3 protein-coding genes and 1 pseudogene are annotated in these 4,437 nt (G+C 69.8%); all 4 read right to left on the bottom strand.

The features are described 5' to 3' along the window. Window positions 1-290 precede the first annotated feature (290 nt). Window positions 291-1,138, bottom strand: a pseudogene (locus ACH4DZ_RS44940) (class II fructose-bisphosphate aldolase). Between the two features lie 112 nt (window positions 1,139-1,250). Continuing rightward, the gene (locus ACH4DZ_RS44935) at window positions 1,251-2,168 is read right to left on the bottom strand and encodes a DMT family transporter (protein WP_398295601.1); all 918 of its coding nucleotides are present in this window, start codon (window positions 2,166-2,168) and stop codon (window positions 1,251-1,253) included. Beyond that, window positions 2,161-3,171 (bottom strand): N-acetylglucosamine kinase, encoded by a 1,011-nt coding sequence (locus tag ACH4DZ_RS44930; RefSeq protein WP_398295599.1) that lies wholly within the window; start codon window positions 3,169-3,171, stop codon window positions 2,161-2,163. The genes ACH4DZ_RS44935 and ACH4DZ_RS44930 overlap by 8 nt, the downstream gene beginning before the upstream one ends. A gap of 34 nt (window positions 3,172-3,205) precedes the next feature. Continuing rightward, window positions 3,206-4,378 carry an SIS domain-containing protein gene (locus ACH4DZ_RS44925; protein WP_398295598.1) on the bottom strand — a complete coding sequence of 391 codons (1,173 nt, stop codon included), beginning with the start codon at window positions 4,376-4,378 and terminating at the stop codon, window positions 3,206-3,208. Window positions 4,379-4,437: the final 59 nt, after the last annotated feature.

The raw sequence follows: 4,437 nt of genomic DNA, 5'->3' as shown, positions 1-4,437 counted from the left end.
CAGGCAGGGCGACGGGCGCACCTTCGGCCGCCCCGGGCGGGATCCGGTCGGGTGGCACGACAAACGGCCTCAGCGAGTCCAGTTCCTCGCGGCCGAAGCTCATTTCCCGCTGCTCGCCCGACTGCGGCTGCTTGCCCTTCCTACTGAAAAGACCCATGAGTCGCAGCGTAACCAAGGGAGTCGGGACCGGTGCCGATATCGCGAGGTCCGGTCGTACGTCGCAGGCGGTAGGGATGCACGAGCCGCGCCCGGCAGGCCGGCTCCGGTTCGTCGAGGTGCCTCCTACACCGTCAGGCCGCCAGGACCATCAGGATGTTGTACACGGTACTCGCGACGGCTTCGTGGGCCGGGCCGAGGTAAGTGCCTGGGTCCGTCAACGCCGGTTCCTGGGACGGGATTTCACGCACCACGCTGGTCAGCGCGATGTTGAGTGCCGTACCGACGTTGACCTTCGTCATGCCTGCCGGCACCGCAGCCTGAAGGTTCGCGTCGGGGACCCCGGATGATCCGTGCAGCACCAGCGGGACCGGAACTGTCTCCCAGTTGTGCGATGAGCGCGTGGTCCAGGGCCGCTACCCGTTCGGCCATGGTGTGGCTGCTGCCCACGGCGAGCGCCAGGGCGTCCACGCCGGTGCGTGCCACGTGGTCGGCTTTTCCGGCGGGTTTGTGCGCATGCTGGCGGTGTGGGCGCTGGCGGGGGGTTCGGGCTTGCCGCCGTCGTATCCCGGTTCGGCTTCGATCCGGGGGCCGGCGTTGTGTGCCCGGTGAGTCGCCGACACGGTCGTGGTGAGGTTGTCTGCGTAGGTCACAGTGCCCCTGTGTCGAATATCGCCGTGGAGAAGTTTGTGTCAGCCGCCTGGTGCAGCAGTTCGGTGTCGGTGAGGTGGTCCAGGTGCAGGGTCACGCCGACCGTTGCTGTCCGGGCCGTCGACGCCGCCGTCAGTGCGAGGGGAGTAAGTCGTCTACCGTGGTAGCGCATCGCGTTCTCGCTGATCTGGGGGTTCGCCGGCCTTCCGGTGGACTCGGTGCCCGTCACGGTGCCTTCTGCGTGCTCCGGGGTGGTGACGTTGAGGGCGGTGATGCAACCGCGTTCGGCGGCGGTCCGGGGAACAAGCTCTGGGGTGGGGGCCAGGGGCATGTGCGTACTCCTCAGACGGCGAGATCTGGCCGGTGGGGGACCCGGCCTGCCTTGCGGCGGGCCGGCTGGGAACGGTCGCGGGCCGGGTGTGAGGGGGCCGCGTGGGGTGGGCTTACGAGCCGGTGGTTGACGGTTGCGGCTGTCCGGGGGCTTCGTCGCGTTTCTCGTCGGCGTAGACCATCAGGGTGGAGCCGGCGAGGGCGAGCACGATGCCGATCGTTGCCCACACGGTCGGCAACGTCTGGTAGACCACCAGCGACAGCACGATGGTGAGGACGGGTGCCAAGGCGTTGGTGACCGGTGCTACGACACTGGCCTTGCCCCGGCTGAGCGCCATGACGAGGAACAGCGCGCCCACGGCGTTGAGGATCTGCGTGCCGGCGGTGAGCGCCGGAGCCTGCCAGGGGGCGTCGGGCAGCCCGCCCATCGTGAGGAGGGCGACGGGTACGAGGAGCAGGCCGCTGATGGTCATCCAGCCGAAGGTGGTCGCGTCGTTGACGTCCGCGAGGGCGGCCTTGCGCATGAAGAACGCCTGCGCTCCCCAGGCCACGCAGATCAGGATGGCCAGCACGAGCCAGGACCCGGTGCTGACCGAGCCGCCGGCCCCCGCCGGGATGCTGATCAGCACGATGGCGGTCAGCGCGGCGATCACACCGGTCACAGCGAGCCTCCCGATGCGTTCGCGCAGCAGAGCCACGGCCATCAGGACGGTGATCACCGGGGAGAGGGAGACCACGGGGAAGATCAGGTAGGCGGGTCCGTCGGACAGCGCCTGGAACAGCAGGAGTTGACCGCCCGCTCCGGTGAGCCCGGCCGCGAGCCCGTACACGGCCGCGATGGGGCGCCGGTCGAATCGCTCCCGGCGCAGCGCGACCACGGCGGGGACGAGCATGGTGAAGGCCCAGATGACGTAGATCATCTCGTCCGGATAGCCGTACCGCTCGGTCGGCTGACTCGAAAACGCCCCCCAGACCCCCCAGAACAGCACCAGCAGGCCCGCGTAGAGGATCCAGGTTCGCTTTTCACGCATCGCCGTCACTGCTCTCTGTAGGGGTGAGGTCCGAGCTGGAGCGCAGCGCGGCCAGCGCGTCGACGCCGAGGGGGGTGCCGGCGAGCCTGGCCGCATAGAGGGCTGCGCCCACCACCGGTTCGAAGAGGGGGTGACGCAACTCGTACCGGGCCGCGCCGCTTTGCAGCGCGGTGGTGAACGCGTCGAGCACCCGGGGCGAACGGAAGACACCGCCGGAGTAGGAGACGAGGACCGTCTCGTCGGGAGTGAAGCCCAGCCGGCGCCGGGCGCTGTCCACGAGCAGGGCCAGTTCCCCGCCGGCCTCGGCGAGGACGGCGTCGGCCTGTGTGTCGCCCGCCCGGGCCGCCTCGACCACCAGCGGGGTCAGCGAGGCGATCTCGCCCCGGTGCCCCTGCCAGCGCTTGAGGACGACGTCGATCACTTCAAGGTCCGAGGTCAGCTTCAGGTGCCGGCGCAGGAGTTTAGCGAAAGGCCCCTCGGGCAGCCGGCCGTCGCTCATCCGGGAAAAGAGGTTGAGTGCCCGGGCGGCGATCCAGTATGCCGAGCCCTCGTCGCTGAAGAGTTCGCTCCAGCCGCCGGTGCGCACGCCGCGGCCCTGGCGCTCGCCGTAGGTCATCGAGCCGGTGCCGCTGATGACGTTGATGCCGTCCGCCGCGCCGAGTGAGCCCGCCCAGCCGCAGATCATGTCGTTGTCGCTCGCGTAACGCTGGTGTCCCAGGACCCGGCCGGGGGCGGCGTCCAGCGCGGCGATGTCGCCGGGGACCTCGCCGTAGCCGGGCAGGCCCAAAAATGCGTGGTCGATGTCCGCGGGCGTGATGTCCGCGGTCTCGGTCACGGCCCGGATTCCCTGTTCGAGGACCTGCACCACGTGGTCGACGCCACCGGTGGCGTTGTCCGCGAAGTAGTAGGCGCCCTCACCGAGGGTTCGGGCCCGGATGGTGCCCGTGCTGTCGATCAGACAGAATGCCGTCTTGGTGCCTCCGCCGTCCACACCCAAAAACATCGTCGTTCCTTTGCTCGGCTTTCTCGGGACGTTGTTAGGCGACGTCGCCGCGTCGCTCAGGCAGGGGATGCACGGTCACGCCCTGCACCACGCGGTTCACCTCTCCCGAGGGGAACGGGTTGTCGGACGGGATACCGCGGGCCATGGAGGAACGCAGTGCGATGAGCTGCGCCGTCAGCACGGCGGGCAGGGCGAGAGCGGCGTCGTCGGCGTCCGTGAGGCCGGGCAGCAGCCAGGTGCCGTCCTCGGGCAGTCCGTCGGGGGACGCGGTGACGGCCACGACAGCGGCGGGGGCGGGGCCCGTGCGCAGTTCGGCGATGATGTCGAGGTCGTAGCGGCGCGTGTAGGGGTCGTTGGAGACGTACACGACCACGGCGGTGTGGTCGGTCAGCACCGATTTGGGGCCGTGGCGGAAGCCGAGAGAGGTCTCCGAGGACGCGACGAGCCCGCCTCCGGTCAGCTCCAGCAGTTTCAGCGCGGACTCTTGGGCCAGTCCCTTCAGCGCGCTGCTGCTGCCGAGGTAGACCAGCCGTTTGCAGTGGTGGGCCAGCAGGGTGTCGATGGCCTGGTCCAGGCCCCCTGCCGTGATGTGCTCGGCCGCCGCGGCCGGTGCCTCGATGCCGTCGGTGCCGAGCGCGCCGAAGGTGAGCAGGGATGCCAGCAGCATGCTGGTGAAGCTCGATGTCATGGCGAAGCCGCGGTCGTTGGCCGCGGCCGGCATGAGGAGGACGTAGGAGGTGGTGTTCTCGTGGTGTGCCTGGGCCAGGTGTCCGGAGCTGTTGCAGGTGATGACGAGGTGGCTCACGCGGGTGAGGACCTGCTCGGCGAGGCGGGTGGCTGCGACGCTCTCCGGGCTGTCCCCGGAACGTGCGAAGGACACGAGCAGTGTGGGGGTGTCGTCCGGGAAAGATGCGTGGGGGTCCGCGACGATGTCGGTGGTGGGGACCGCGTCCACCCGCCGGCCGGTGGCCCGTGCGAGCGCCGCGCGGACGACCTCCCCGGCGAAGGCCGAGGTGCCCGCTCCGGTCAGGACGATCCGCAGGTCCTCTTGGGCGAGCAGCGGTTTCAGGAACGTGTCCAGGCTGTCTCGGGCGCGGGAGACGATCGTACCGACCTCACGCCATACGCCGGGCTGCTGGGCGATCTCCGCGGCGGTGTGGTCGGCCCCGCGGCCCTGGGGCGTCATGGTGTGGGTGGGGGTGGTCACACGTACTCCTTGTCCTGGGCACGGCAGGCACGGCAGGCACGGCATGCGCGGTCGTGGTC

It is taken from the genome of Streptomyces sp. NPDC017991 (genome assembly GCF_044328075.1).
Taxonomy (GTDB): Bacteria; Actinomycetota; Actinomycetes; order Streptomycetales; family Streptomycetaceae; genus Streptomyces.
This window is presented reverse-complemented; position numbering and strand designations above follow the sequence as displayed.

Bases quoted from the DNA above. Each gene is read 5' to 3' on its own strand.
- ACH4DZ_RS44935 (WP_398295601.1), bottom strand. From the start codon at position 2,168: ATGCGTGAAAAGCGAACCTGGATCCTCTACGCGGGCCTGCTGGTGCTG.
- ACH4DZ_RS44930 (WP_398295599.1), bottom strand. From the start codon at position 3,171: ATGTTTTTGGGTGTGGACGGCGGAGGCACCAAGACGGCATTCTGTCTG.